The 25,118-nt window shown below is 62.0% G+C and carries 25 protein-coding genes and 1 riboswitch; of the genes, 11 read left to right on the forward strand and 14 right to left on the reverse strand.

The genetic code is table 11. The features are described from left to right. Window positions 1-124 precede the first annotated feature (124 nt). The 3 genes from LDZ26_RS23235 to LDZ26_RS23245 form a co-directional block, all read right to left on the reverse strand. Entirely contained in the window at window positions 125-1,141 is a 1,017-nt protein-coding gene (locus tag LDZ26_RS23235; protein WP_244851650.1) for an aldo/keto reductase, read from the reverse strand. Window positions 1,142-1,177: 36 nt separating this feature from the next. Next, on the reverse strand, window positions 1,178-2,425 hold the full coding sequence (locus tag LDZ26_RS23240; protein WP_244851651.1) for an ABC transporter substrate-binding protein: 1,248 nt from the start codon (window positions 2,423-2,425) through the stop codon (window positions 1,178-1,180). 88 nt (window positions 2,426-2,513) lie between these two features. Continuing rightward, window positions 2,514-3,758, reverse strand: a complete 1,245-nt coding sequence (locus LDZ26_RS23245; protein ID WP_244851652.1) for a DUF1479 domain-containing protein — start codon at window positions 3,756-3,758, stop codon at window positions 2,514-2,516. A gap of 93 nt (window positions 3,759-3,851) precedes the next feature. Here LDZ26_RS23245 and LDZ26_RS23250 point away from each other — a divergent pair, with 93 nt between their 5' ends. Continuing rightward, window positions 3,852-4,820: a helix-turn-helix domain-containing protein gene (locus tag LDZ26_RS23250; RefSeq protein WP_244851653.1), complete on the forward strand. Its 969-nt coding sequence runs from the start codon at window positions 3,852-3,854 to the stop codon at window positions 4,818-4,820. On the opposite strand, the gene LDZ26_RS23255 is transcribed toward LDZ26_RS23250, so the two are convergent. Beyond that, complete coding sequence (locus LDZ26_RS23255) at window positions 4,817-5,737, reverse strand: LysR family transcriptional regulator (protein WP_244851655.1); 921 nt, start codon at window positions 5,735-5,737, stop codon at window positions 4,817-4,819. The two genes, LDZ26_RS23250 and LDZ26_RS23255, sit on opposite strands and share 4 nt — an antisense overlap. A gap of 190 nt (window positions 5,738-5,927) precedes the next feature. Between LDZ26_RS23255 and LDZ26_RS23260 the strand changes: the two genes are divergently transcribed. Continuing rightward, window positions 5,928-7,445 carry an acetyl-CoA hydrolase/transferase family protein gene (locus LDZ26_RS23260; protein WP_244851656.1) on the forward strand — a complete coding sequence of 506 codons (1,518 nt, stop codon included), beginning with the start codon at window positions 5,928-5,930 and terminating at the stop codon, window positions 7,443-7,445. Window positions 7,446-7,458: 13 nt separating this feature from the next. Here the strand turns inward: LDZ26_RS23260 and LDZ26_RS23265 are convergent, their stop codons facing one another. The 8 genes from LDZ26_RS23265 to LDZ26_RS23300 all read right to left on the reverse strand — a co-directional run bounded on the left by LDZ26_RS23265 (window position 7,459) and on the right by LDZ26_RS23300 (window position 14,016). Next, complete coding sequence (locus LDZ26_RS23265; RefSeq protein WP_244851657.1) at window positions 7,459-8,364, reverse strand: LysR family transcriptional regulator; 906 nt, start codon at window positions 8,362-8,364, stop codon at window positions 7,459-7,461. A 93-nt stretch (window positions 8,365-8,457) separates the two neighbouring features. After that, complete coding sequence (gene aroQ / locus LDZ26_RS23270) at window positions 8,458-8,895, reverse strand: type II 3-dehydroquinate dehydratase (protein WP_244851658.1); 438 nt, start codon at window positions 8,893-8,895, stop codon at window positions 8,458-8,460. A 9-nt stretch (window positions 8,896-8,904) separates the two neighbouring features. Next, the gene (locus LDZ26_RS23275; protein WP_244851659.1) at window positions 8,905-9,984 is read right to left on the reverse strand and encodes a Gfo/Idh/MocA family protein; all 1,080 of its coding nucleotides are present in this window, start codon (window positions 9,982-9,984) and stop codon (window positions 8,905-8,907) included. A 166-nt stretch (window positions 9,985-10,150) separates the two neighbouring features. After that, a complete protein-coding gene (aroE, locus tag LDZ26_RS23280) occupies window positions 10,151-10,984 on the reverse strand; it encodes a shikimate dehydrogenase (protein ID WP_244851660.1) in 834 nt (277 codons plus the stop codon). Next, a complete protein-coding gene (locus tag LDZ26_RS23285) occupies window positions 10,981-12,204 on the reverse strand; it encodes a CaiB/BaiF CoA-transferase family protein (protein WP_244851661.1) in 1,224 nt (407 codons plus the stop codon). The genes aroE and LDZ26_RS23285 overlap by 4 nt, the downstream gene beginning before the upstream one ends. Continuing rightward, window positions 12,204-12,668, reverse strand: a complete 465-nt coding sequence (locus LDZ26_RS23290; RefSeq protein ID WP_244851662.1) for a MaoC family dehydratase — start codon at window positions 12,666-12,668, stop codon at window positions 12,204-12,206. Before LDZ26_RS23290 ends, LDZ26_RS23285 begins: the two co-directional genes overlap by 1 nt. Window positions 12,669-12,676: 8 nt before the next feature. Then, on the reverse strand, window positions 12,677-13,069 hold the full coding sequence (locus LDZ26_RS23295; RefSeq protein ID WP_244851663.1) for a VOC family protein: 393 nt from the start codon (window positions 13,067-13,069) through the stop codon (window positions 12,677-12,679). Next, window positions 13,066-14,016 carry a ketopantoate reductase family protein gene (locus tag LDZ26_RS23300; RefSeq protein ID WP_244851664.1) on the reverse strand — a complete coding sequence of 317 codons (951 nt, stop codon included), beginning with the start codon at window positions 14,014-14,016 and terminating at the stop codon, window positions 13,066-13,068. Before LDZ26_RS23300 ends, LDZ26_RS23295 begins: the two co-directional genes overlap by 4 nt. Window positions 14,017-14,260: 244 nt before the next feature. Here LDZ26_RS23300 and LDZ26_RS23305 point away from each other — a divergent pair, with 244 nt between their 5' ends. Continuing rightward, window positions 14,261-14,989 (forward strand): SDR family oxidoreductase, encoded by a 729-nt coding sequence (locus tag LDZ26_RS23305; protein WP_244851665.1) that lies wholly within the window; start codon window positions 14,261-14,263, stop codon window positions 14,987-14,989. 255 nt (window positions 14,990-15,244) lie between these two features. On the opposite strand, the gene LDZ26_RS23310 is transcribed toward LDZ26_RS23305, so the two are convergent. Together LDZ26_RS23310 and LDZ26_RS23315 are read right to left on the reverse strand one after the other, a co-directional pair. Further along, window positions 15,245-15,541, reverse strand: coding sequence for a putative quinol monooxygenase (locus LDZ26_RS23310; RefSeq protein ID WP_244851666.1), 297 nt, complete (start codon window positions 15,539-15,541; stop codon window positions 15,245-15,247). Between the two features lie 14 nt (window positions 15,542-15,555). Beyond that, window positions 15,556-16,545: a zinc-dependent alcohol dehydrogenase family protein gene (locus LDZ26_RS23315; RefSeq protein WP_244851667.1), complete on the reverse strand. Its 990-nt coding sequence runs from the start codon at window positions 16,543-16,545 to the stop codon at window positions 15,556-15,558. Window positions 16,546-16,673: 128 nt separating this feature from the next. Here LDZ26_RS23315 and LDZ26_RS23320 point away from each other — a divergent pair, with 128 nt between their 5' ends. The 8 genes from LDZ26_RS23320 to LDZ26_RS23355 all read left to right on the forward strand — a co-directional run bounded on the left by LDZ26_RS23320 (window position 16,674) and on the right by LDZ26_RS23355 (window position 25,055). After that, window positions 16,674-17,552 (forward strand): LysR substrate-binding domain-containing protein, encoded by an 879-nt coding sequence (locus LDZ26_RS23320; protein ID WP_244851668.1) that lies wholly within the window; start codon window positions 16,674-16,676, stop codon window positions 17,550-17,552. Window positions 17,553-17,874: 322 nt separating this feature from the next. Then, window positions 17,875-19,227, forward strand: a complete 1,353-nt coding sequence (locus LDZ26_RS23325; RefSeq protein ID WP_244851805.1) for an MFS transporter — start codon at window positions 17,875-17,877, stop codon at window positions 19,225-19,227. Window positions 19,228-19,538: 311 nt separating this feature from the next. Next, a complete protein-coding gene (locus LDZ26_RS23330; protein ID WP_244851669.1) occupies window positions 19,539-20,603 on the forward strand; it encodes a DMT family transporter in 1,065 nt (354 codons plus the stop codon). A 219-nt stretch (window positions 20,604-20,822) separates the two neighbouring features. Continuing rightward, window positions 20,823-20,919, forward strand: a riboswitch (guanidine-I (ykkC/yxkD leader). 58 nt (window positions 20,920-20,977) lie between these two features. Continuing rightward, window positions 20,978-22,048, forward strand: coding sequence for a putative urea ABC transporter substrate-binding protein (locus LDZ26_RS23335; protein ID WP_244851670.1), 1,071 nt, complete (start codon window positions 20,978-20,980; stop codon window positions 22,046-22,048). A 31-nt stretch (window positions 22,049-22,079) separates the two neighbouring features. After that, window positions 22,080-22,895 carry an ABC transporter permease gene (locus LDZ26_RS23340; RefSeq protein ID WP_244851671.1) on the forward strand — a complete coding sequence of 272 codons (816 nt, stop codon included), beginning with the start codon at window positions 22,080-22,082 and terminating at the stop codon, window positions 22,893-22,895. Beyond that, window positions 22,892-23,698, forward strand: coding sequence for an ABC transporter ATP-binding protein (locus LDZ26_RS23345; protein ID WP_244851672.1), 807 nt, complete (start codon window positions 22,892-22,894; stop codon window positions 23,696-23,698). Before LDZ26_RS23340 ends, LDZ26_RS23345 begins: the two co-directional genes overlap by 4 nt. After that, window positions 23,695-24,399 carry an urea amidolyase associated protein UAAP1 gene (locus LDZ26_RS23350; protein ID WP_244851673.1) on the forward strand — a complete coding sequence of 235 codons (705 nt, stop codon included), beginning with the start codon at window positions 23,695-23,697 and terminating at the stop codon, window positions 24,397-24,399. The genes LDZ26_RS23345 and LDZ26_RS23350 overlap by 4 nt, the downstream gene beginning before the upstream one ends. 14 nt (window positions 24,400-24,413) lie before the next feature. Further along, window positions 24,414-25,055, forward strand: coding sequence for an urea amidolyase associated protein UAAP2 (locus LDZ26_RS23355; RefSeq protein WP_244851674.1), 642 nt, complete (start codon window positions 24,414-24,416; stop codon window positions 25,053-25,055). Window positions 25,056-25,118: the final 63 nt, after the last annotated feature.

The following is a 25,118-nucleotide window of genomic DNA, read 5'->3' on the forward strand; positions in this document are numbered from 1 at the left end:
TCCTTCGATTGTGGAAGGCTTCTCTCGATACCGCATCGTGCACAAGCGGAATCGCGAGCACAGCCTCAGGCAAGCGCCCGATCACGACTGACGCGCCTCTCCGATTGCGCACGAACCTCGACTGCTATCGCGGCGTCGGCGCATCCTGCCGGATCAACTCACGACGTTTCAGCTCGGCCCAGAATTCTGCCGGTATCTCGGTGCGGAAGGTGCGCAGGTTGTCTTCGAGTTGCGCGACCGTGCGCACTCCCGGGATGCTGGTCGGGATCGCAGGATGGCCGAGGACGAATTGCAGTGCAGCGGCCTTGAGCGGCACCGAGAAGTCCCGGCATACCTGCTCCATCTGACGTACGCGCTCCAGAATGGCTTCGGGCGCGGGCGCGTAGTTGTATTTCGCGCCGGGAATCGCGCCCGTGGCGAGGATGCCGCTGTTGAAGCCGCCGCCGAGAACGACCGACACCTGTCTTGCTTCACACAGCGGCAGAAAGCCGTCCAGCGCGTCCTGCTCGAGCAGTGTGTAGCGGCCGGCCAGCAGCAGGCAGTCGAAGTCCTGCCTGCGGATCGCTTCGTGAGCCACCTGCCACTCGTTGACGCCCAGCCCGACCGCCTTCACGACGCCTTCGTCGCGCAGCTTCAGCAATGCTTTCGATGCGCCCGCCATCGCCGCCCCGAACATCTCCGGCTGGCGCTCGCCGTGCGTGAATACATCGATGTCGTGGATCAACGCAATATCGATGTGCTCCAGCGCCAGGCGTTGCAGACTGTCTTCGATAGAACGCATCGTGCCGTCGTAGCTGTAGTCGAAGGCGAGCTCGAACGGCAGCCCGTCGACCCACGGTGCGAAGTCGATGTCGGCGCGCTTGCCCGGCTTGAGCAGCCGCCCGACCTTCGTCGACAGCACGAACTGATCGCGCGGGTACCAGCGCAGCCCCTGCCCGCAGCGCGCTTCGCTCAGGCCGTGTCCGTACATCGGCGCAGTGTCGAAGTAGCGTACGCCCGCGTCCCATGCTGCCTTGATCAAAGCCGCCGAATCCTCTTCGCTGATCGGCCTGAAGATGTTGCCTATCGGCGCGGCGCCGAAGCCCATCACCGTTGTTTCGAGCCCTGAACGCGGCCATTTTCGTTTGGCGACTGGATCCAAGTCTGTCTCCTTGTTGTGAGTGAGATTGCGCGTCGCTTACTTGACCTTTGCAGCAGCCGCGAGCTTGCGCACGCCCTCTTTCGCATCCTCGTTCGAGTTCATGAAGTTCGTCACCACATCCGTGATTGCGCCAGCCGTGACCGGCGACTGAAGTTCACCGAAAGCGAGCGATGGCAGAAACCCGCCCGTCTTGATCGTCGCCTGCTCGTCTGCGCGAGACTTCTTGGCGCAGCTGTCGAACTTGTCCATCGGCACGTCCAGCCTGACAGGAATGGAGCCCTTGTAGAGGCTGAACTGCTGCTGGAAATCGACGGACATGATCGTTTTCGCGAGCGCGATCTGTCCCGGCGTCGCGTCGTTCTTGCCGTTCTGCTGAAAGAACACAAAGGCATCCGCCGTGTACGTGTAGGCGTTCGACGTTCCGGGCGCCGCCGCGCAGACATAATCGACATCCGCCTTCTTGTTCGCATTGGCGAATTCGCCCTTCGCCCAGTCGCCCATGAACTGCATGCCGCCCGAGCCGGAAATGACCATCGCGGTGGCGAGGTTCCAGTCGCGGCCCTGATAGCCCTTGTCGAAGTAAGAGCGGATCTTCTGAACGGTCTCGAAGACCTGAATCATTTGCGGCGATGTCAGCGTCTTCTGATCGAGATCGACAAGGGCTTTGCGATAGAAGTCCGCGCCCTGCGACAGCACGACCGTCTCCCAGATCGTCATGTCTTGCCACGGCTGTCCGCCATGCGCGACCGGTGTGATGCCCGCCGCGCGGAACTTGTCGGCGAGCGCGAAGAACTCCGGCCATGTCGTCGGCGGCGTGCCGCCGACCTTGTCGAGGTCCGCCTTGTTGATCCACAGCCAGTTGATTCTGTGGACGGAGAACGGCGCGGCCACATAGTGACCGCCCGCCTTTATGTCGCTATCGATGAGCGCGGGCGTGTGCGCTTTCCAGTCCGCCGCAGGCGCATCCACCGTGACGAGCATCCCTTGCTCGGCCCAGTCCTGAATCAGCGGCCCCTTGATCTGCGCGGCCGAAGGCGCATTGCCCGAGATCACCTGCGTCTTCAGCGCCGTCATGGCCGCCGCGCCCGCCCCTCCTGCAATCGCAAAGTCTTTCCACTCGTAGCCCTGTTTGCTCATGTCCTCCTTGAGCACGCGAATGGCTTTTGATTCACCGCCCGAGGTCCACCAGTGAAGCACCGAAACCTGTTCCGCAGCGAGAGCAGCATGGGCGCCCGAGACAAGCAGCGCGACAGCCGTCGCAACCGACGTCAGTTGTTGTTTCATTGCAGTCTCCGAATTTATCGTTATGGATCGAGCGACGCATGCGCGATCAACGCGATCAATGCGATCGCGCATGCGTGCCGTATTACCGCTACAGATTGAAACCGAGTTGCGCCTTGCCGAGTGGAGTCAAGTCGTCAGCCGTTGCGCGGCCGATGAAGTCGACTTCGAAATGGTCGGTCGGGAAGTCAGGCGGACTTTCGCCTTTCAGGAAGCTCGGCAACTGGCGCTTCAGATACGCGTCGTTTTTGGCGCACGCCGGCGCCGAGGCGATATACATCACATTGCTATAGCCCGCGCCGTTATGCGCGTCTTCGACGGCATGAATGACGTCGCTGTGCCAGAACACGGTATCGCCCGCTTGCATCTTCGGAATGGACGACAAGGCCTCGAACAGCGGCGCATGGAACTCCGGCTTGATCGAGAGCGCGCGACCGGGCATCGCGCCGCAGAGATCATCGTCGGCGACATCGTCCTGAAGCGCGCGCAAGAGGATGTACACCATCGAATTGGCAATGGGCACGAGTTGCAGCGTGCCGTCGCCCGGGCCTTGCGCCGTCAGCGCCGTCCACCCTTGGAACGTGCGGAACATCGAGCAGACGGCGGGCGAGGCGATCTCCTGCACATCCGTGCGAAAAGCCGCGTCGAACGCATCGTACTCGCGCCAGTTGCCGGAGAACACGTGGCGGTACACCTTGCGAAAATTGCTCTCGATCCAGCGTTCGACCGAGCCGCCGTCGCAATGCGCCGACAAGCCGAGCGATGCCGAACCCGGCGGCCGCCGGCGCAGACGGTCGGCGTAGACGGGCACATGTTCCGGATCGAAGTGAACGCGTCCGTCGCTTTCGTTGCGCCAGAGTTTGTTGAGGAAGACGCGCGCCGCGGTCAGCGATTCCGACTGACGCGCCAGCACTTGCGGCTTCGACCAGTACACGCCGTAGATCTGCGGCTTGCTGGAAGCAAGTTGTCCGAAGTATTTGTCCTCGGCGCGGTTTTCGAGGCGCTTGTCGAGATCATTGCGTTCGACGTATTGCGCGATATCGTCATCCCATTGCTGCACCTGTGCGCGCGGGAAGACGTTACGAATCACACATGCGCCACGCGATTTGACGAGCGCGATCTGTTCGGCCGTCACGCGCTGTTCAGTGATGTCGGAGAATTGAATCTCCGGAATGACGTTTTCTCCGCGATCGCGCTGCGCTGCGATTCGCTTGGCCTGTGCGCCGATCGATTCTTCGACTTCGGCGAAGACCTCCCGGTAGTTCGGCAACGCCGCGCGAAGCTCTTTTTTTGCCTGCCGGATTGCGGCCGGCACGTCGTCGATTATGAGCGCCATGCTTGTCTCCTTGTGAAGCATCGTGGCGATAGCATATGACGCGTACTCGCAACCGGGTGATACTATCCAGTCGATTCATTTGCGCTTTCGGCCATGAAACCTGCATACGAGCATGTCGAATTCGGCGAGGACTCTTCGGTCCGGGTTTACCATCGGCGGCTTCCGCGTATTCCGTTCGAGTGGCATCACCACCCCGAATACGAGCTGACCCTGACGATGAACAGTCATGGCAAGCGCTACATCGGCGACTCGGTCAACGACTACGGCGCGGAAGATCTCGTCCTCGTGCCGCCCGATTTGCCGCATACGTGGGCGTCCAACCGCTCTATCGAGCCGTCTTCGCCGCAGGTGGCCATCGTTATCTGGTTCGACGGCGACTGGGCGCGGCGCATGGCGGATTGCTGCCGCGAATATGAACCGCTGCGCAGGCTCTTGCGCAGAGCGGCGTGCGGACTGACATTCGAGCCGCCTGCCGGCGAATGGATGCGCGGCCGTGTGGACGCGTTGCTTTCGAACGTGGCGCGCGAACGGCTGAGCGCGGCGCTCGACATTCTCTGCACGCTCGCCGACGCGCCCGGCCAGCCGCTCGCTTCACCGAGCGCCTTCGATCAGGCGACGACCGGTCCGTCCGGCCATGAACCGGAGCGGATCAACCGCGTGCTGTCGATGATCGATGCGCGTTTTGCCGAACCGCTGCGGCTGTCCGAACTCTGCGCGGCGGCCAGTTTGTCGGAGCGCACGCTCACGCGGTACTTCGTGCAGCATATTGGCGAGAGCGTCGGACGGTATATCACGCGTGTCCGGATCGGGCACGCGTGCCGGATGCTCGCCGATACGTCGCTGCCCGTGGCCGTCATCGCCGCCCGCTCGGGCTTCGCGAACGTGGCTAATTTCAACCGGCAATTCAAGGCTGCGAGGCACGCGACACCGGCCGAATATCGGCGGCAGTTCGCGGCGGCGGCGCCTGCTCTTAGCGACGATGCCGCGTTGCTGACCGAGCGGTCGCCTTCGCTCGAACGCGAGCGCAAGTCATCCGGCGAGAGAAAGCGGCGAAGCGCCTAGTGTCTCACCTGCGCGGCGTGTTCTTGAGCCATCGGCAGCGCGACGCCGCCTGACGCATCGCGGTGCATGATCTCGGCAAGCGCGGCTTCATCGCGGGCAATCACGCCGGGAAGATGCGCACGCAGGAAGTCGACCCAGGTCCGCGTCTTTGCATCGATGAATTTGCGCGACGCATAGAGCGCATAGAGATTCGTGGACTGAAGCGTATGCTGCGGCAGTACGCGCACGAGCGAACCGTTGCGCAAGCCGTCGATTGCGGCATAGAGCGGCAGCATGCCGATGCCCATGCCTTCGCGAATAGCCACCACGAGCGACTCCGCGATATTCACCTGCACCGGCCCGCTGATCTGCAAGGTCTCGCGGCCTTGCGGACCTTCGAGCGTCCATTCGCGCGCGGGAAATGCCGGCGTCTGCAAGGTGAGGCAATCGTGATCCGCAAGATCGGCGGGCTGCATCGGTGCGCCGCGTGCGCGAATGTAGTCGGGCGACGCGCACAGTATGCTGAACGTGCTGCCGAGCCGGTGCGAAATCACTTCCGAATCGGACAGCGCGGCTGCCGAGACGACCGCGACATCGCTGCTGCCTTCGAAGAGATCGGGCATGCGCTGCGACAGCGTCAATTCGACCTTCACGTCCGGATACAGCGCACGGTATTGCGCGATGGCGGGAAGAATATAGTGCTGCCCTACGCTTGCGAAGCTGAACATGCGCAGCGTGCCCGACGGGTGCTCGTGCGCGCAGCTCGCTTCTTCCTCCGCCCCGTCCACGTCCGCGAGAATCTGCACGACACGCTTCAGATACCGCTCGCCTGCCGATGTCAACGCAAGGCGCCGTGTCGAGCGGTTCATCAAGCGCGTGCGCAAGTGCGCTTCGAGTTCCGATACGGCGCGCGACATGGCGCCGGTCGTCGAGTTCATCGACTGCGCGGCGGCGGTGAAGCTGCCGGTCTAGCGCATCCTGAATTTTCCGTGCGGCGACGCACGGCAATCAAAGCGTCAGGCAATACTTATAATCCCGGCGTCGCTCGCAACGCTCTCTGCACGGCTTATCAGTCAGGCGCAAGACGGATGCGAGCGCGTGATTCATGCAGTGTTGGTGGAGATACCGATGTTTGAAGACCGCATTCGTTGTGCCGCGTTACGCGGAAAGATTACTTCCGCAGCCGACGCAGCGCAGCTCGTGCGCAATGGCATGCGCGTGGGTGCAAGCGGCTTTACCCGCGCCGGCGATGCGAAAGCGGTACCGCTCGAAATAGCGCGCCGGGCGCGCGTGGAAAGCGATCCGCTTCGTATCACGCTCATGACGGGCGCATCTCTTGGCAACGACATCGACCGCATTCTCACGGAAGCGGGCGCACTGGAGCGCCGCCTGCCGTTTCAGGTCGATACCACGTTGCGTCGCGCCATCAATCGCGGCGAAGTCATGTTCGTCGATCAGCATCTCTCGGAGACCGTCGAACTATTGCGCGATCAGCGCCTCGGCGCGCTCGATATCGCGATCATCGAAGCGGTCGCAATCACCGAAACCGGCGGCATTGTGCCGAGCACATCGGTAGGCAATTCGGCGACCTTCGCGATGCTTGCGCAGAAGGTGATCGTGGAGATCAATCTTGCGCAGCCGTCCGCGCTGGAAGGCTTGCACGATATCTGGTCGCCCGCGCCGCGCCCGTCGCGCACGCCGCTGCCAGTCGTTAATCCGAGCGATCGCGTGGGCACGCCGTCTATCGACATTCCGCTCGAAAAGATTGCGGCCATCGTCATGACGAACCAGCCTGACAGCCCCTCGACCGTGCTGCCCGCCGATGACGATACAGCGATGATCGCGGGCCATCTCATCGAATTCTTCCAGCATGAAGTGTCGCGCGGCCGTCTGCCGAAGGCATTGCCGCCTTTGCAGGCCGGCATCGGCACCATTGCGAACGCGGTGCTGTCAGGCTTCGCCGCCTCGCCCTTCGAAGCGCTCACGCTCTATTCCGAGGTGTTGCAAGACTCGGCTTTCGATCTCTTCGATGCAGGCAAGCTCGCGTTCGCGTCCGGCGCGTCCATGACGCTATCGGCCAAACGCCAGGAACAGGTCCTGAGCGATCTTGACCGCTATCGCGACCGGCTCGTGCTGCGCCCGCAGGAAGTGAGCAATCATCCCGAGGTCATTCGCCGCCTCGGACTCATCGCAATCAACACCGCGCTCGAGGCCGACATCTACGGCAACGTGAATTCAACGCATGTGGGCGGCACTCACATGATGAACGGCATCGGCGGGTCGGGCGACTTCGCGCGCAATGCATCGTATGCGGTCTTCGCGACGAAGTCCATCGCGAAGGACGGCTGCATTTCAAGCATCGTTCCGATGGTCCCGCATTGCGATCACAACGAGCACGACGTGGACGTGATCGTGACGGAACGCGGACTCGCCAATCTGTCCGGCCTTGCGCCTCGTGAACGGGCGCTGACCGTGATCGACAAGTGCTCGCACCCGCTGTATCGAGATTTCCTGCGCGACTATTACCGCGACGCGGAAGCACGCGGCGGGCACACTCCGCATTGCCTGGAAAAGGCTTTCGCGCTGCATGAATGCTTCGCGAAGACCGGCTCGATGCTGCAAGACGGAAGCAAGCCGGGCCGTTGATCCCGCCCAGCGGCTAGCTTCTGTCCAGAAAGAGATCAGCCACAACGGAGCGAAGCCACCGGTTCCCTGCCTCGTGGTGATACTTCGCATGCCAGTGCTGTCGTACTGCAAATGTGTCTACCGCGAGAGGGCAGGAATGAACCGCGATGCCATTGACTCGGGCCAACGTCTCGCCAATGTTTCTCGGCAACGTGGCGATCAGGTCCGTGGATGCGATGATCGATCCGAGCCCGAGCATACCCGGCAGCTCCAGCACTACGTCGCGCTCGACGTTCTCGCGCAATAACGCTTGTTCGAGCAACTGGGCTCCCGTGCCGCCAGCGATGATTACATGGCCCTCGCGACAGTACTGTTTCAAACTAAGCCTGCTACGCACGCGCGGATGGTTTCGATTCGCCAGGCACACCCAGTCTTGCATGTACAGCTGCTGCTGATACATCCCGCCGCCCAGCCAAGGAACGTGTCCGATCGCAAGATCCGCTTCACCTGACTCCAGCGCCCGTTCGGTGTTCCCGTCGATCCGCGCGGCTTCGAGCCGAATACCCGGCGCCTCGGCGCGCACATGGGCCAGCATCCGCGGCAAAAGCGTGATGTGGCTCGCGTCTGTCATGCAGATGCGAAAGCGGCGCTTGGCCGTACTCGGGTCGAACGAGATCTCCCATGCGGCAAACCGCCGAAGTGATTCCAGGATTTCTCTGCACGGGCCGATCAGCGCGTCTGCTTGCGGCGTCGGCGTCATGCCGCCCGGCGTACGAACGAACAGCGGGTCCTGCAAATGTTCACGCAGACGCCCTAGCCAGATACTGATTGTCGGCTGACTTTGGCCGAGTTGCTCCGCCGCCCGCGTGACGCTGCGCACGTCGTACAGAAGGTCGAAAAGCTGAAGCAGTTTGAGATCGGGAAGTTCGGATGGGTTCACGGCGTATTGTCCAGCGCAATGGTCGCATTGTAGCCATTGCATTGCGCCTTGCGGACACATCGCCGTGAATGCGGCGCGTCAGGCCCGCGAAGATCACCCAGCCGCCGACACCACCGCGCGGAGCCCGAGCGAATAACTGTCGATGCCGAAACCGCAGATCTGCCCTTTCACGATTTCCGCGAACACCGAGTGATGGCGAAACGCTTCCCGCGCATGGATATTCGACATATGAATCTCGACGACAGGCACAGTCAGTATCGCGAGCGCGTCTCGTATGCCGTAGCTGTTGTGCGTCCAGGCACCGGCATTGATCATCACGCCGTCGACCCGATCGGCGAACGCCTTGTGGATGCGCTCGCACATGTCGCCTTCGCTGTTCGTCTGATAAGACTCGACCGTGACGCCTAATTCTTTGGCCAGCGCGTGAAGCTGCGCATCGATGTCGGCGAGCGTGGCCGTTCCGTATTGAACAGGATCGCGCTTGCCGAACATGTTGTGATTGATACCGTGCAGCATGAGAAACGTTTTCATCGTCTGATCCTAGTGTTCGACTTCGCGCTGGGCCGCAGGCGCGACGTTCGTCTCGACAACGGCTCCCGTCTTCGCGGCGGTCACGATTGCGTTGGTGATTCGGAGGTTCTCCAAACCATCGCGCGCTGTGACGAGAGGACTTGCTTCGCCGCGTATGACGCGCCGAAAGTGCTCCATTTGATGCCGCAGAGGATCGTCGCGCGTCAACTCGGCGACACTCACATCGAAGGGCTTCCACCACGAACGATCCTCGGCTTTCCCGTAGGTCTTGAGCCGCATGGTCGGAATCGACAACGATCCGAAGGTGCCGGCAATGGCATAGCAGTCTTCATCCGAGTATGACGAATACGCTTTGTTTTCCTGCGAGGTCTGTTCCCAGCTTCGCGCGCTCGCTGCGGTATCGGATAACAGAAAGGTGCCCAGTGCGCCGCTCGCGAAACGCAGAATGATCGCAGCGGTATCTTCCACCGGGAACCCGCGCGTCGCGTTCGATGAAAACGCCTGCACGGCAACGATGTCGCCGCATAGCATGCGCAGATTGTGGATCTCGTGAATCAGGTTAAGCAGTATCGGGCCGCCTCCTGGTTCCTTGCGCCAAGGCGCGGCCGTGAAATAGTGATCGGGCTTGAAGAATAACGCGCTGCCCATCACGGCGACGAGCGGACCAAGCGTTCCATCTTCGATGATTTGCTTCGCCCGCATCATGATCGGGCTATGCGCGCGGTGATGCCCGATGAGCACTGACGCGTTGTATCGATCCGCGGCGGCAACGAGTGTTTCGGCCTCGTCGACGGTCGCAGCGATGGGCTTCTCCAGCAGCATCGGCAAGCCTGCTTGCATGCATACGAGCGCGTGCGGGAGGTGCAACTGATTCGGCGTGGCTAGTACGACGCCATCGGGGCGGTCCTTCGAGATCAGTTCTTCGAGGGACCGGTAGTGGGAAACGCCCGCGGCCGCGGCGACATCGCCTGCGGCGTCCGACGGATCGACGACCGCCGACAGCACGCAGTGAGTGCTTTCCCGAATGACGCGAATATGTTCGAGGCCGATGTAACCGGCGCCGGCAACAGCGATGCGTGTCTTCTCCATGTCACTCTCCGTAGCTTTCGGGGCCGGCGGGGATCGCGCTCTTCGAGATCAGATTGCGCAGGATGCCGAGCCTCGATAGCGGAATTGTGTCGGGAACGCGTCGGCCAGACAAGCGGGGTGAACGCCAGCAGTGCGGCGTCGGACACGTCAACGCGCCTCAGCCGCGTCAAGCCAGCGGGACAGTCAAACGATCGATGACAGCGCGCGTTTGCGGGCGAACGCCGCGCCACCACGCGAAGGCTTCGGCCGCTTGCTCGACCAGCATGCCGACGCCATCGGCGAGGCTGCGAATGCCGGCATCGCGGGCGAGGCGCAAGAAGGGCGTGAGTCCCTTACCGTAGGCCAGCTCATAGGCGCTTCCCGTCGGACTGAAGACACTCGACGGGACCGGCGGCAGTTGTGCGGTGAGACTCGCCGACGTCGCATTGACGACGAGATCGAACCGGCCCATCGATGCCAGCTCGGGATACCCGCACGCGCTCAGGAAGTCGCCCGCTGTCACCTGGTCGACAAGACGCTTTGCCTTTTCCACGTCCCTGTTCGCAACGACGAGTTCGCTCGGCTGTGCGGCAATGAACGGCAGCAATGCGCCCCGCACCGCGCCGCCGGCACCGAGAATCAGTACCCGCTTGCCCGCCATCGGCTGATGCAGGTTCTCTTCGATATCCCTCACCAATCCCACGCCATCGAAGTTCTCCGCGATGATGCGCCCGTTCTCGAACTTCATCGCGTTGACTGCGCCCGCAAGCGTTGCGCGCTGGCTGCGTTCGTCTGCCATGGCGAACGCCTGTAGCTTGAAAGGTGCGGTCACGTTCATGCCCTTGCCGCCCGCAGCGATGAACTCTCTGACCGTATCGACAAAGGCGTTCTCGGGTTCGAGAGGACCTTCGATAGCGACATACGTCATGTCCTGCCCGGTCTCTTGTGCGAACAGACCATGAATAAGCGGAGACTTGGTGTGCCCGATCGGGTTGCCGATTACCGCGTACTGATCGCTCATCGCGCGCTCCGTTTCGAGAACAACACGCCGTCGGTTTGCATCGCGTCGATCTCGGCCGCGCTGAAACCGAGCGACTGCGCCACTTCCTCGTTGTGTTGCCCGAGGTCCGGTCCCACTTCGGCAATCGACGTGTCGCAGTCGGAGAAACGGAACGGCAGATTCGGCAGACGCAATTTGCCAAGACGCGGGTGCTCCTGTTCCACCACCATGCCGCGCGCAACGATCTGCGGATCGGCCACCACTTCATCGATGCGCTGAACCTTCGCGCACGGAACGTCGACGCTGTCGAGTAATCCCAGCACATCTGCAACCGGCCGGGATGCGACCCAAGGCTTCACCACTGCAAGAATCGCTTCGCGATTCGCGTTGCGCCCGTTGAGGCTATGAAAGCGCGTATCCGTGCCGAATCCCTCGGGCCCGCCATGACGTTCGACGAGCGCGGCGAACCGCTTCCACGAATCATCGACCTGGGCGGCAATCACGAGGTCGCCATCGGCTGCGCGGAACACGCCGTACAACGTCGAGGTCGGCATATCGTGGCCGGTCTGCTCGGGAACCACGCCCTGCATGGTGTAACACTGCACTGCGTACTCGTGCATCGAAAAGAGCGTGTCGTACAACGCCATGTCGATATGCTGACCACGTCCGCTCTTGACTCGACCGAGCAGCGCCGCGTTGATGGCAGCAACCGCGTGGATGCCTGTGTACATGTCGCCGAGCGAGATGCGCATGAGCGGCGGCGGCTCGCCCGGATTGCCGATCATCTGCATGATGCCGCTCTTGGCTTCCGCGATGAGACCAAAGCCCGCACGATGCGCGTCCGGCCCAGTGTGTCCGTATGCGGAGATCGAGCAATAGACGAGCCCTGGATTGCGCGCTGACAGCGCGGGATAGCCGAGACCGAGTTTGTCGAGCGCACCCGGCCGATAGTTTTCGATGAACACGTCGGCCGAATCGCAAAGACGCTCCATGAACGCCTTGCCGCGTGGGTCCTTCATATTGACGCTCACGCCGCGCTTGCCCATGTTGAGCTGCAGGAAATAGGCACTTTGCTGATCGTCCAGAATCGTGGCGTGCTGACGTCCTGCGTCGCCGCTACCGGGGCGCTCGACCTTGATCACCTCGGCGCCCAGCGCGGCGAGGCATCGGCCGACATACGGACCAGCGAGGAAGTGGCTGTAATCGACCACGCGGATACCTTCCAGCGGACGCGCTTGCATCAGTTTGCTCCCGGACGGCGTGGAATCATCAGGCGATGTTCCCCGCGCTGAACGACCTGCCCATCCTGATTGATCAACTCCGAAGGCAGTACGACGATGCCCCATTGCGGCTTGCTCTTGCTCGCACGCATCGAGCCGACGCGGAATTTCACATGCAGGACGTCATTGACCTTGATCGGCAGCAGAAAGTCCCACGTCCAGCCGAGCGACATGCCCGGCAGGAATCGATAGTCACTCTGCGTCTTCAGGCCATCCGCTATCGACAAGCCGAAGAGCCCGTGCGCCACGATCGACCCGAAGTGGCTCGCGTTCGCATATTCCTCATCGACATGCACCGGCGTGTAATCGCCCGTGAGATCCGCGTAAGCGAGAATGCGCTCTTTCGTGACGGTGTACGTCGGGCTCACGCATTCGTCGCCTTCGCGCGCGTCGTCCCAGTACTTTTCGGTGATAGTGGTGCTCATGCTCATGCTCACGCCTCCGCGCGTGGATCGATCGACAACGCCTGCGCGACGCACGCTGCCGGCCTGGCCTGAATGAGTTCGACAGCGAGTCCGTCCGGAAGACGCAGCCAGTTGCGTCCCTGCGCCATTTCGCTGACACCGAACCCTTGCGCCGCTTGCAGTGCGGCATCGAGGTCTTCGCACATCACGCCGAGATGCGCGAGCCGGCCCTCCGGGCCTTCATAGCGAGGCTCGCTGATGAACTGCAGGCCGCCGAGCGTCCAGTATTGACGCGGCTCATCGACGCTCCCGTCCACTTCGCGCATCGTCATGCCGAGCACCTGCTCGAAGAACCGGATATGCCAGTGAATGTCCTTGACCCAGATCGCCACATGTTCGAGGTACGCTTTCGGCACGCTCATGCTGCGGCTCCTTGCTTCTGGCGGTCCGTCATCGCGCGCTCGATCCCTTTGATGCAGGCGACCAGCGTCGAATTGACGGGCGTCGGCACGCCGAGGCGTTGGCCCCAGCGCACCACTGCTCCATTGATGAAGTCGATCTCCGTGACCGATGACTTCTCGATGCTTTGCAGCATGGAGGTCTTGAATGCGGGCGACAGCCCATCCGCCGCCATCTTCCAGGCGTCCTCGGCAGTCGGAATGGAGAGCGCGACGCCTGCGGCCCTGGCCGTAGCCATTGCTTCTTCGATGGCCGCGAGCGATGTCGCCTTGAGAACGGGCTCGTCGTAGAGTTGTCCGTAGGTGAGTCCCGTGATGCCGGTGATCGCGCCGGTCGCGACGTTGATCAGCAGCTTGTCCCACATGGTGCCGATAATGTTGTCGCTGACGGTGGTCGTCAGACCGGCGCTATTGAAAGCGTCTGCAATCGCCGTCACGCGGCTCGTCATCCGGCCGTCGAGTTCCCCGATGATCGTCCGCTTCCCGGTGACGCCGGACTGGATATGGCCGGGCGCACGCAGCACGCCGCCGACATACGTCTTGCCGGCGAGAACGCGTTCGCGTCCGACGATCTCGCTCAGCACGTCTTCGTGGCCCAGACCGTTTTGCAGCGATAGCACGACCGTTTCAAGTCCGACGAGATCGAGCGCGCCGCGCATCGCCGAATCGGTATGGAAGGATTTCACCAGCACGATGACGACATCGACCGTGCCGACTTCGGCCGGGTCCATCGTCGCGCGAACCTTGACGCGGCGAGTGCCCCGCTCGTCGTCGACTTGCAGGCCGTCGCTCGACATGGCTTTCACGTGTTGCTCGGAGCGATCGACGAGCCAGGTCTCGTGGCCTCCTTCGGTGAGCGCGGAGCCGATGGCACAACCGAGTGCGCCAGCCCCAAGAAAAGCGATCTTCATTGGCGTCTCCTTGATATGGAGACGAAGATACGGGCTACACCGCCATGCTGGCAATGCAATGGCTTCAATAGCGTTATTGCCTCACGCAATACACCTGTCTTACCGTTTGGCAGAGCTCGCGTGGACCGCTTGCGCCTGCCTGGCTGAAACCACGTACACTCTGCGGCGGCCACTTAAGACGGCCTCTATCGCGCGACGCTCGGCGTCAGCATAAATTTCTCTTTCTTCTATCAGTCCCTCACGCATGGCAAACATTACGCTTCAAAACATCAATGTCGTCATCGCGGGCGGCACTTCGGGCATCGGCTTCGCCGTCGCACAAGCCGCGGCGCAGGCGGGTGCGGAAGTCATCATTGCATCGAGCAATCAGCAGCGTGTCGAAGCTGCATTGAAGCGGCTGCCGCAAGGCGTGCGCGGCGAGCCGCTCGACGTCACCGACGAGGCGCAGGTCAGCGCCTTCTTCGCGCGCATCGGAGCGTTCGATCATTTTGTCTACACCGCTGGCGAGGCGCTCCTGCTGGAGAACCTCGCGGACCTGTCGATTGCTGCCGCGCAGCGCGCTTTCGAAGTGCGCTACTGGGGCGTGTTGAAAGCCGTCAAGTATGGCGCGCCTTTGATTCGCGAGAATGGCTCGATCACGTTGACGAGCGGCGTCGCGTCGTCGCGTCCCCTGCCCGCATGGACGATCCCGTCGAGCATCCTCGGGGCGATCGAGTCGCTGACCCGCACGCTGGCCGTCGAACTCGCACCACTGCGCGTCAACGCGGTGGCGCCTGGCGTGCTGCGCACTGAGATGTGGAACAGCATGAGCGACGCGGATCGCCAAGGCCTCTACGACTACATCGCCGAGAAGATGCCGGTACGGCGCGTCGGTGAAGCGAGCGATGTCGCGCGTACCTATCTTTACCTGATGCAGCAGGGCTTTAGCACGGGCCAGGTAGTCGTCGTAGATGGCGGGCACGTGCTGGTCTAAATAGGCGGCCCGCCGCGCAAATGGCGCGGGATACGGCGTCGTGCCGATAGGTCGTTCGATTGCGCGCGAGCCTGCTTTGCAAGCCGCAGGCCGCGTGCGCAACGAAGAATCATTAGAAAGTAGCGAGCGCAGTCACCGCGACTGAAGCGGACTGGCGCAATGCGCAAATGTCTGCTCGCGCTTCGGGAACCCGTCGGCGGGCTCCCGAAGCGCATGGCAGCGTTGTGACAACGCGCTACATCGCTGCACAGTCGATCATGCCAACTCGCGGAGCAGTTGAACTTCAATCGGCCCTTCCAGGCGCGTCTTGAACGCCTCGGCCATAGCAAGAAAATGCGGTTCCTGCTCGTGCCTAGCGAGCGCTTCGCGCGTCTCCCATCTTTCGATGAACACGAAGCGACCAGCATGCTGCGGATCGGAATGCGCGGTGTACAGTCGACAGCCGGACTCCTTGCGCGTGGCGGAAACACAGGTTCTGATGACGCTTTCTACTTCTGCTTCCATCCCGGCTCGGGCCTGAACCGTTGCAACGACGGTGACTTCTTCGGACATGAGACGACTCCTCTTCAATTGACGATATCGATAACGACTTTGCCTACCGCGTCCCCGCCGGCCAAGCGCCCGTGAGCCGCTGCGGTGTCCGCAAGCTGGAAGCGGACCGGATCGACGACCGGCGAGAGCTTACCTTCATCCACCAGCGCCGCAATCTTGCGCAAGATGACGCCGTGGCGCTCGAGCCCCTGCCCGGTCAGCATCGGCAACAGCATGAAGATGCCGATAAGGCTCAGACTCCGCCCGAGCACCGGGGCGAGGTCGTGCTGCTCCCACGCTGCGCAAGTAACGAGCCTCCCGTACAAGCGAGTCGCCATGGCGGACTGTTCGAGAAGCGCACCGCCCACTGTGTCATAAACGATGTCGAAGCCGATGCCATCCGTGTATCGAGCGACATAGTCCTCGGTTGACATGTCGCGATAGGGGATCGCTACGGCGCCGAGGCGTTCTGCGAGCGCGAGTTTCTCAGGCGTCGATGCCGTCGCGAACACTTTGGCGCCGAAGACCTTCGCAAGCTGAATGGCGATATGGCCGACACCGCCCGCCGCCGCATGGACCAGGACCTTCTCATCGAGGCTCACCTTCGCTCTGTCCACCAGACCTTCCCAGGCGGTGATCGCAACGAGCGGGAGTGCGGCGGCTTCTCGCATCGAAAGGCGGGCCGGTTTCGGAGCGACGAGGCGAGCGTCGACCACCATGTATTCGGCAAGCGATCCGGCTCTGCCTTTGACGCCGCCCGCACAGCCGTAAACGGCGTCACCCACGTCGAAACCTTCGACGCCTGCACCGACCTTGCTGACGATGCCGGCGAAGTCCATGCCCAGAACGGCGGGAAGCGCGGGCGCGGCCGGGCCGAGTTCCCCCGCCTTGATCTTGAGATCCGCTGGGTTGACACCGGAGGCGTGCACGGCAACGAGCAGTTCGCCCGCCTTGGGTTCGGGAATCGCGAGCGTATCGAGCAATTGCCCTTCGACGCCGAATTCGTTCAATACAAATGCTTTCATAGATGGACCTTCCGATTGGAGGCAGAACGATAGCGCCCGCCCCACCATTTGCAAAACGACAAATTCAAATCGCGTGCATGAGCGCCGCTAATGCTAAGATCCGCGCTCTTATTTCTTGGTGCAGCGCCATGACGACGCCTCGGCTCGAACTCGACAGTCTTCGCACCTTCCTGGCTATTGCAGACGGCGGGAGTTTCACGGCAGCAGCAGCGAGTGTCGGACGGACGCAATCGGCGATCAGCCTGAAGATTCGGAAGCTCGAGGAAACGCTGGACAAGCAGCTACTCGTGCGCAACGCACACCGCACGACACTGACGCCCGCCGGGGAATTGCTGCTGGGCTACGCCCGGCGTCTCGTACGTGACAGCGACGCTGCGATCGCGCACCTGCGCAGCGCGGAGGCGACGGGGACGATACGGCTCGGCATCGGTGAACTGTTCGTGCCCGATCATCTGCCGCGAGTGCTCACGCGTTTCAGGCAGGCGCATGCCAAGGTGCGACTCCAGGTGCAGGTGGGACTATCGGCCGATCTGATCGAGCAGATGCGATCGGGCGGCTTGGAGGTTGTCGTCGCCAACCGCGAAGGAGACGAACGCGGGGGGCGCGTGGTATGGACCGAGCCACTGAGGTGGGTCGCAGCCAATGACTTCGAGTTGGGCGACAGCGGGCCCGTGCCGCTGGTGGCACTGCCCGATCAGTGCGCATATCGGCGCATGGCCATCGATGCTCTCGCGTCCGTCGGACGTCCCGGCGACGTGGTGTACGCGTGCACCAGCCTTCTCGGAGTCGAGGCGGCCATCGCCGCAGGGTCGGGCCTGGCCATACTCGGCCAGTCTTCGCTCGCCCGTAACCCCGGTTTGCGAGACCTGAGCCAGCACTTGCCGCCGCTGCCCGCGTGCGAAATAGCCGTTTATGGCGAGGCCGCCGACAACGGCCGCGCCTTGCGCGCACTGATTCAATTCATCGAAGACAGCTTGCGATCGGACTCGGTGCTGCGGAAGACATAGCCGACGATCGGCACGCTTGCGTACAGGCCGCGTACCTTCGTTGCCACCTTTATCGTCCTGATACGCAACACGTTTGCGTGAACACCGGGCTTCCCGCAGCTTGCGGCGCGAGACGCGATCGTGTTACCTTTGTTACCGATAACATCCTATCGATCCGACCCTGCATTGCCTTCAATGTTACCGGTAACGAACGGCGCTCGGGTTCGACGATGGGAAAGTGCATGCACCGGAGCACGGCGGACAGAGACTGCTGTCGTCCACACCGTCGCCCGGGCGCAAGCCACGACTCAAGCTGACTACACACAGTACGGAGACAAACACGATGCCAACCATCACTCAGGCTGCCGCAAACACGGCGGTCGTCGGGGACGAGGCCGAAGACCAGTTGTACCGGAAAGTCCTGAAGCGAATCTTGCCCTTGCTGCTGCTTTGCTACGTGGTCGCCTATCTGGACCGGGTCAACGTCGGCTTCGCGAAGTTGCAGATGCTGGATGCACTCGGACTCAGCGACAGCGTCTACGCAGTGGGCGCGAGCATCTTCTTCTGGGGCTATTTCCTCTTCGAGATGCCGAGCAACCTTCTGCTTCACAAGTACGGAGCGCGCTTCTGGATTGCCCGCATCATGGTGACGTGGGGAATCGTGTCTTCGTCGCTGGCATTCATTTCGCCGCTGGCCAGTTTCTTTCATGTCGGGACAGGGACGATGTTCTACATCCTCCGTTTCCTGCTGGGCGTCTGCGAAGCGGGATTCTTCCCGGGCATCATCCTGTACATGAACTACTGGTTTCCGGCTCGGCGTCAAAGCGTCGCCATGTCGGGATTTCTGATTGCCATTCCGGTAAGCCTCACGCTCGGCGGAGTCGTGTCGGGCTGGCTGATGCAGAACACGCATGGCCTCTTCGGCATGGGCGGCTGGCAATGGATGCTGTTGCTGGAAGGCATCCCGTCGATACTGGTTGCTTTCGTCGTGCTGTTCCGCATGGGCGATGGCATTCAGTCCGCTAAATGGCTCACGGCCGCGGAAAAAACTGTACTGCAACAAAACCTCGAAAAGGAAAGCGCCAAGAAGACGCATAGCGTCGCTGCGGCGTTGAAGAGTCCGCGCGTCTGGCTGCTGACATTCATTCTCTTGACGTTCAACACGGGCTTTTATGGTTTGGCATTCTGGCTGCCGTCGATCATCAAAGCCTCAGGCGTGAAGAGCACACTCAACATCGGACTACTGACGGCCATTCCTTATATGTGCGCTGTCGTCGCAATGATCTGGAACGGCGCCCATTCACGCAAGACTGGTGAACGGCGTTTGCACGCCGCCATTCCGGCGTGCATCGGTGGAATCGGCCTGATTCTCAGCGCGCATTTCGCGAGCAATGTGCCGCTGTCCATCTTTCTGTTGACGGTTGCGACTTGCGCGATTCTCGGCCTGATGCCGATCTACTGGACCTTTCCCGGACAGATCCTGTCTGGAACGGCTGCGGCAGCAGGCATCGCGCTCATCAACTCCGTCGGCAACCTCTCGGGCTTTACCGGCTCGATGATTACGAGTGTCGCCAAGGATTTGACCGGGAATATCAATAACGGAACGTATGCACTCGGGGCGTGCTTACTGGTCAGTTGCGTTCTGATTCTGGCGATTCCCAAAAACATGCTCAACGCAGAGCGGGTAGAACACTAACGTTCCGTCTCTTAAGCGCGGTGTCCGCTTTCGTGGTGGTCACCGCGCCGGTCTGTTGCTTCGAACGGGCCGAACATCTGAACCGATACCGGCTTGCCTGCGCCGCGTCTCCGCGCCAAGTACTCTGACAAGAGTCTTGGCCGACAGGCGACATCCAAACACGGCCTTGTTGGCTTTAGCCGCGTCGTTAATCCAGTCCCGCCGCACCATGAGGTCGCGGTGCATGTAGCCGATTAGCGCGACCGTCCGGCGAATTCGAACGTGGCGTCTGTAGACTTGGAGTGTCCAGTGTTGCGTTCCAGGCAAGCCAAATGTTCTCTTCCAACTCTCGTTTCGGCCCGATTGCCACGGCCTTAGCGGCTGCTGTGCTATTCGGCGCGGCCACACCGGTCGCAAAGGCTTTGCTGGGCTCGAACTCCCCGTTCGTCGTGGCGGGACTGTTCTATCTCGGCAGCGGGCTCGGGCTTGGAATAGCCATTCTCGCCCGAAGCATCAGGGGGACCGGCCCGAAGTTGCATCAAGGCATGACGAGGGCCGAGTTGCCATGGCTGCTCGGCGCCATCGCCGCCGGCGGCGTTGCAGGCCCCGCTCTACTGATGATCGGCCTGTCGACCACACCCGCCGCGACCAGTTCCTTGCTGCTGAACCTGGAGGGCGTCCTTACCGCAGTGATCGCCTGGGTCGTGTTTCGCGAGAACGTCGACCTTCAAGTGTTCCTCGGCATGGTGGCAATCGTCGCTGGCGGCGTTTTGCTGTCATGGCAATCAGGCGAAGGCGGCGTCTCGCTCGGCGCTGTCATGATTGCGGGGGCATGCCTGTCATGGGCGATCGACAACAACCTCACGCGCAAGGTGTCAGCCAACGACGCGATGGTCATCGCTTGCCTTAAAGGATTGATAGCCGGGCCGGTCAACCTCGCGATCGCATACGCGACAGGTTCATCGCTACCTGGCTTCCTGATGGCCGGTGCAGCGATGGCGACGGGATTCGCAGGCTACGGCATCAGTCTCGTGTTGTTCGTCGTCGCCCTTCGTAATCTCGGCACTGCTCGGACAGGAGCCTACTTTTCGGTTGCCCCGCTTTTCGGGGTGGCTCTTTCTCTCGTCATATGGCCTCAAGTTCCGAGCACCCTTTTCTGGGTAGCAGCGGCACTCATGGCTTCAGGCATCTGGCTGCACGTCCGCGAACGACATGAGCACGAGCATACGCATGAGCGAATGGAACATGCACACCGCCATCGCCACGACGAGCATCATCAACACGAGCATGATTTCCCCTACGATGGGACCGAGCCGCATTCCCATCCGCACGTCCACTTGCCGATCACGCATTCTCATGCCCACTTCCCGGACGTCCATCATCGCCATCGGCATTAGCGCAGTACCGACGATTCACCTTGCCCCTTCTTGTAGCGCGAAGGAACGCACTTCGCCCGAATTTCGTGCATCGTGACGCGTTGCAGTGCAGGCCGTCACCCGGACCGAGCATCCTTCGCTCGATATATGCCCCACAGGCTCGATTCTCCGCGCTTGGCACGCTTCCCGCTTTAAACGGTGTGCAAGGAGCCGGCGCGTCATCCGGTTCACAGACAATCTGAAATGGACGGCTAGGGTTCCGGTCTGCTCGCAGACGCTGGTCCGAGAGCTGTCGACCTCGAACGAGGTTACACGGCGGGACAAAAGCCCGGGAGAGAACGCGATGTTTGCGCTGCTCCCTGCCGTCGCCAACCGTCTCCTCCGAGGTCAACCTCATGCGCAAGCTCGCCCGCTGTCTCGGCATCGCCGCCGTTTCCCTCGTCACGCTCGCTTCGAGCGCCGCGTTCGCCGCGCCCCGCAACGACTTCAAGGTGTGCTGGACCATCTATGCGGGCTGGATGCCCTGGGGTCAGGCGAAGACTCAGGGCATCGTGTCGAAGTGGGCGAAGAAGTACGGCATCAACGTCGATGTCGTGCAGCTGAACGACTATGTCGAGTCCATCAATCAGTACACGGCCGGCAAGTTCGATGGCTGCGCCATGACCAACATGGATGCGCTCACCATCCCGGCTGCGGGCGGCGTCGATTCGACCGCGCTCATCGTGAGCGACTACTCCAACGGCAACGACGGCGTGCTCATGAAGGGCAAGGGCAAGCAGATCGCCGATCTGAAGGGCCAGCAAGTCAACCTCGTGCAGTTCTCCGTGTCGCACTATCTGCTCGCACGCGCGCTCGACAGCGCCCACATGAGCGAGCGCGATCTCAAGGTCGTCAATACATCCGATGCCGATATCGCAGGCGCATTCGCGACGCCGGCCGTTCACAACGCGGTGACATGGAACCCGATGCTCGCGGATCTCAAGGCCCAGCCGAACGTCACCGAAGTCTTCGATTCGAGCAAGATTCCCGGCGAGATCATGGACATGATGGTCGTCAACACGAAGACGCTGCAGGAGAATCCCGCCCTCGGCAAGGCGCTGACCGGCGCATGGTTCGAGATGGTGGCGCTCATGCACGGCAACTCCGCCGAGACCACGAACGCGCTCACCGCGATGGCGAAGTCTTCCGGCACCGATCTCGCCAACTTCAAAGGCCAGTTGTCCACCACTGCCCTCTTCTACACGCCGAAAGCGGCGCTCGATTTCGTCACGAGCCCGGACATGCCGAAGATCATGACGCGCGTCGCGAAGTTCTCGTTCGATCACGGCCTGCTCGGTCAGGACGCGAAGAGCGCGGACGCAGTGGGCATGGCGTTCGACAAGGGCGTCGTGATCGGCAACAAGAGCAACGTCAAGCTGCGCTTCGATCCGACCTATGTCGAGATGGCGGCAGCGGGCAAGCTCTGATCATCGTCGAGTCTTCAACGAGGCGGTCACCATGCGACTCATCAATCGACATCCGAGCAGGACCGGCGGCCTGATGCTGCTGCTGTTGCCGTTCGTCGTGCTGTTTGCGGTCTATTTCACCGGATCGTCGATGCGGCTTTCGGTCAATCCCGACGACAAGCTGCTGCCGAGCGCGGCGCAAATGAGCGATGCCGTGAAGTCGGTCGCCTTCACCGAGGACAAGCGCACGGGCGAGTATCTGTTGTGGGCCGACACGCTGTCGAGCTTGCGGCGGCTTTGCATCGGCCTCGTGGTGAGCGCGGCGATCGCGCTGGTGGTCGCCATTGCGACAGGCTCGTTGCCGCTCGTCAGCGCGACGCTCTCCCCGTTCATCACCGTCATTTCGATGGTGCCGCCGCTTGCCGTGCTGCCGATTCTCTTCATCGTGTTCGGGCTCGACGAGTTGTCGAAGGTCGTGCTGATCGTCGTCGGCATCACGCCGATGATCATTCGCGACCTGCATGCGCGCGCGGGCGACATTCCCGCCGAGTTGTGGGTCAAGGCGCAGACGCTCGGCGCAAGCAGCTGGACGCTGATTCTGCGGCTCGTGCTGCCTCAACTCCTGCCGCGCTTGCTGGTGGCGCTGCGTCTGTCGCTCGGCGCCGCGTGGCTCTTTCTGATCGCGGCGGAAGCGATCGCGTCCACCGACGGCCTCGGCTACCGCATCTTTCTCGTGCGCCGCTATCTGTCGATGGATCTGATTCTGCCGTACGTCGCGTGGATCACGCTGCTCGCATGGCTCACTGACGAGCTGCTCCGACGCATCACGCAATGGTGCTTTCCGTGGTACGGCGGGAGCGCGCGATGATCGAAGTCCGCAACGTATGGAAGGAATACGGCGATCAGGTCGTGCTGGAACGCCTGAACCTCACCATCAAGGAAGGCGAATTCTGCTCGATGGTCGGCGCCTCGGGCTGCGGCAAGTCGACGTTTCTGCGGCTCTTGCTCGGCCAGGAACGCCCGACGCGCGGCGAGATTCTGCTGGATGGCGCGCCGCTGCCGGGTGAACCGGACGCGCATCGCGGCGTCGTGTTTCAACGCTATTCCGTGTTCGATCACCTCGACGCGCTGCATAACGTGATGCTCGGTCTCGAACTGCCGCGCGCGAAGTTCACGGGCCGGCTGTTCGGCACGCAGCGACGCGCCGCGCGCGACGAAGCAGCCGCGATGCTCGAACGCGTGGGTCTGGGCGCTGCGCTCACCAAATATCCGCAGCAGCTTTCGGGCGGCATGCAGCAACGGCTCGCCATCGCGCAGGCGCTGATGATGAAGCCGCGCGTGCTGTTGCTCGACGAGCCGTTCGGCGCGCTCGATCCGGGCATACGCAAGGACATGCACGCGCTCTTGTCCGAGCTATGGCGCGAATCGAAGCTCACCATCTTCATGGTCACGCACGACCTGAAAGAAGGCTTCACGCTCGGCAGCCGCGTGCTCGTGTTCGACAAGGTTCGCGTGGACCCGCAAGCGCCCGGCGCGTACGGCGCGCGCATCACCTACAACATTCCGCTCGATCGCACCCGCGACTCCGCCTCGGCCGTTCATATCGCGCAGGCGGCAGTGCAGGGTGCTTCGGACACCGAACTTGTTTCACTTGAGGGAATCCGTTCATGACATTGCTGCTCGAAGAAACCGTCCCCGGTGGCGGGCATACGTCGCTCATCGTGAAACGCGGACAGTCGTTGCGCGTGACGGACCTGCGCGGCGGCGCGAACGTCAGCGTGATGATGGTGAACGCGACTGAGAAGAGCGAACGGCTCAACCTGCCCGATTCGCTGAAGTGCCAGCACACCGCGAAGCTCACGGCGGGCCATTGCCTCTACTCCGACATGGGACGCGTGCTGGCCGCGATCGTCGCGGATACGTGCGGCTGGCACGACAGCATCGGCGGCGTATCGAACGCAGAGGAAGTGACCGAGCGATACGGCGTGGGCCGCTATCAGGAATTGCGTAACGCCTTCTATCGCAACGGCACGGACAACCTGCTCGTGGAGATGGGCAAGTGGGGCCTCGGCATCTCCGATCTGATGATGACGCTCAATCTGTTCAGCCGTGTCGATGTCACCGACGAAGGCGCGCTGCGCTTCGTGCCCGGCAACTCGAAGGCGGGCGACTACGTGGAGCTTTACGCGCCGATGAACACGCTCGTCGTGCTCACGGCCATTCAGCATCCGCTCGACCCGAACCCCGAGTACTCGCCGAAGCCCGTCAAGCTCGAACTGAGCACGGCGCAAGCGGATGTCGCGGAACTCTGCCGCACCGCGTGCGACGAGAACGTACGCGGCTTCATCAACACCGAACGCTTCTTCCTGTGAGCACGGACCTACTCATGACCAGCACGCTTACCGTCAGCGACAAACATCCCGAAAGCGCGGTGTATCGCGAAACGCTCGCCGCGGGCGAGCCCTGGCTGCACGAGGTGAAGGCCGGGCAGACGCTGCGCATCGTCGATCTGGAAGGCAATCAGGCCGTCGATACGCTCTTCTACAGTCTCGCCGATCCGCGCGAACGGTTCGATCCGCAACGCACGCTGCGCCGCCAACAGAGCCTTTATCTGACGTCCGGCTCCGTGCTCTATTCGAACCTCGGCAATCCGATGCTCACCATCGTCGCCGATACGTGCGGCCGTCACGACACGCTCGGCGGCGCGTGCGCGCAGGAAAGCAATACGGTGCGCTACGCGCTCGAAAAGCGCTACATGCATAGCTGCCGCGACAACTTCCTGCGTGCCTGCGCGCACGACGGGCGGCTTTCGAAGCGCGACATCGGCGCGAACGTCAACTTCTTCATGAACGTGCCGGTGACTGCGCAAGGCGGCCTGACGTTTGAAGACGGCATTTCAGCACCGGGCAAGTACGTGGAATTGCGCGCGGAAATGGACGTGATCGTGCTGATCTCTAACTGCCCCCAACTGAACAACCCGTGCAACGCCTATAACCCGACGCCTGCGGAGCTCTTGATATGGAACTGAAGCGCATCCGTAGCTTGATCTATCACATCATGCTCGTTCGCTCGGGACGATGCTTCGCGCGCA

Source organism: Caballeronia sp. SL2Y3, assembly GCF_022879575.1.
Lineage (GTDB): Bacteria > Pseudomonadota > Gammaproteobacteria > Burkholderiales > Burkholderiaceae > Caballeronia.